The organism is Streptomyces coffeae, assembly GCF_016741875.1.
Classification (GTDB): domain Bacteria; phylum Actinomycetota; class Actinomycetes; order Streptomycetales; family Streptomycetaceae; genus Streptomyces; species Streptomyces coffeae.
The window spans coordinates 1-2,509 of sequence record NZ_JAERRF010000102.1; the positions used below are offsets into that span (position 1 = coordinate 1).

The 2,509-nt window shown below is 70.0% G+C and carries 1 protein-coding gene; it reads left to right on the forward strand.

The window, feature by feature from the left end; translation table 11 throughout:
• On the forward strand, positions 1 to 2,509 hold a 2,509-nt coding region (locus JK363_RS41125), incomplete at both ends, for a type I polyketide synthase (RefSeq protein WP_201883441.1).

Consider the following 2,509-nt stretch of genomic DNA (forward strand, 5'->3'; position numbering starts at 1 on the left):
GATTTCGCCGCGTGAGGCGTTGGCGATGGACCCGCAGCAGCGGCTGCTGCTGGAAACCTCCTGGGAGGCGTTCGAGCGAGCTGGGGTTGACCCGGCGTCACTGCGCGGTGAGCGCGTCGGCGTGTTCGTGGGATCAAACGTGCAGGACTACGGGCTGGTGCTGGGCGGGGCTGCCGCGGACGTCGGTGGCTATGTGGCGACCGGTAACGCGGCCAGCGTGGCATCCGGTCGGCTGTCCTACACGTTCGGCTTTGAAGGCCCCGCCGTCACGGTGGACACAGCGTGTTCTTCGTCGCTGGTGGCGCTGCACCTGGCGGTGCAGGCGCTGCGGTCGGGTGAGTGCTCGCTCGCGCTGGCAGGTGGCGTGACGGTGATGTCCACGCCGGGTGCTTTCGTGGAGTTCAGCCGCCAGCGCGGGCTGGCGGTGGACGGCCGGTGCAAGGCGTTCGCCGCCGCCGCTGACGGCACCGGTTGGGGTGAAGGCGTCGGCATTCTGTTCGTGGAGCGGCTGTCGGACGCGCAGCGCAACGGCCACCCCGTGCTCGCCGTCGTGCGTGGGTCCGCGGTGAACCAGGACGGCGCGTCGAACGGTCTGACGGCGCCGAACGGTCCGTCGCAGCAGCGGGTGATCCGGCAGGCACTCGCCAGTGCGCAGCTCACTCCGTCCGATGTGGACGTGGTCGAGGCGCACGGCACCGGTACCAAGCTCGGTGACCCGATCGAGGCGCAGGCCCTGTTGGCCACCTACGGCCAGGACCGCCCCGCCGACCAGCCCCTGTGGCTCGGCTCGATCAAGTCGAACATCGGTCACACCCAGGCCGCCGCGGGCGTGGCCGGTGTGATCAAGATGGTGATGGCCATGCGGCACGGTGTGCTACCCCGCACCCTGCACGTCGACGAGCCGTCCCCGCACGTGGACTGGTCGGCGGGCGCGGTGGAGCTGCTCACCGATCAGCGTGACTGGCCTGCCGTGGACCGGCCCTGGCGAGCCGGTGTGTCGTCGTTCGGATTCAGCGGCACCAACGCACACGCCATCATCGAGCAGGCACCCGCGGTCGAGCAGGAGGAAGCTCCCGAGCCGGCGTACGACGGACTGGTGCCGTGGATGTTGTCCGCGGGCGACGAGGATGCGCTGCGTGGCCAGGCTCAGCGTCTGATGTCCATCGTGGACGAGCATGCGCCTGTTGATGTCGGCTACTCACTCGCGACCTCGCGGTCGGCGTTGGACCACCGTGCCGTGGTGGTCGCCGCTGACCGGTCGGAGTTGCGGGCCGCTTTGGCGGCTGTGGCCGAGGGTCAGGCGACCGGCGCTGTGGTTACGGGGGTCGTTGACGAGCCTGGCCGAGTGGGTTTCCTGTTCTCGGGCCAGGGGTCGCAGCGGCTGGGTATGGGGCGTGGGCTGGCTGACCGGTTCCCGGTCTTCGCCGAGGCCCTTGACGCTGTGCTGGGCGAGTTCGACCCGGCGGTGCGTGAGGTGATGTTCGGCGCGGATGCCGATGCCCTGAACGAGACCGGGGTGACCCAGCCCGCGCTGTTCGCGGTCGAGGTGGCGCTGTTCCGCCTGCTGGAGTCCTGGGGCGTCCGCCCCGACATGCTGGCCGGACACTCGATCGGCGAGCTGGCCGCCGCCCACGTGTCCGGTGTCTGGTCACTCGCCGATGCCGCCAAGGTGGTCTCGGCACGTGGTGCGCTGATGCAGGCGCTTCCGTCGGGTGGCGCGATGGTGGCGATCCAGGCAACCGAAGCCGAGGTCGCGCCGGACCTGTCGGAGACCGTCGGCATTGCCGCGGTCAACGGGCCGACGTCGGTGGTCGTTTCGGGTGTTGCTGCCGATGTCGAGGCGGTCGCGGAGCGGTGGCGTGAGGCGGGCCGGAAGGTGAGTCGGCTCCGGGTCAGTCACGCGTTCCACTCGCCGCTGATGGACCCGATGTTGGACGAGTTCCGCCGGGTGCTGGAAGGCGTGTCCTACGAGGCACCCACGATTCCGATCGTGTCCACGCTGACCGGTGCGCGGGCAGCCGCCGAAGAGTTGGCCTCGTCGGAGTACTGGGTGCGGCATGTGCGGGAGTCGGTGCGATTTGCCGACGCCGTGAGCACGCTCGTCGACGAGGGCGTTGCGACGTTTGTCGAGGTGGGGCCGGGCGGAACGCTTTCGGCACTCGGCCAGGAGTCCGCGCCGGACGCCGGGTTCGTACCGGCGCTGCGGACCGACCGCCCGGAGGAGTCCGCGCTGATATCCGCGGTGGCACAGCTGTGCACACAGGGCGTGCGGCTGGACTGGGAAGCCTTCTTCACCGGTCGTGGCGCACGACGTGTGGACCTGCCCACCTACGCGTTCCAACACGAGCGCTTCTGGCCTGAGGTACTGCCGCTGGTCGGTGATGTCTCGGCGGCCGGGCTCGGTGCGGCAGAGCACCCGTTGCTGGGTGCGACTGTCGCGGTGGGCGACACGGATGGTGTGCTGCTGACCGGCCGGTTGTCGGTTCAGACCCACCCGTGGCTGGCCGAC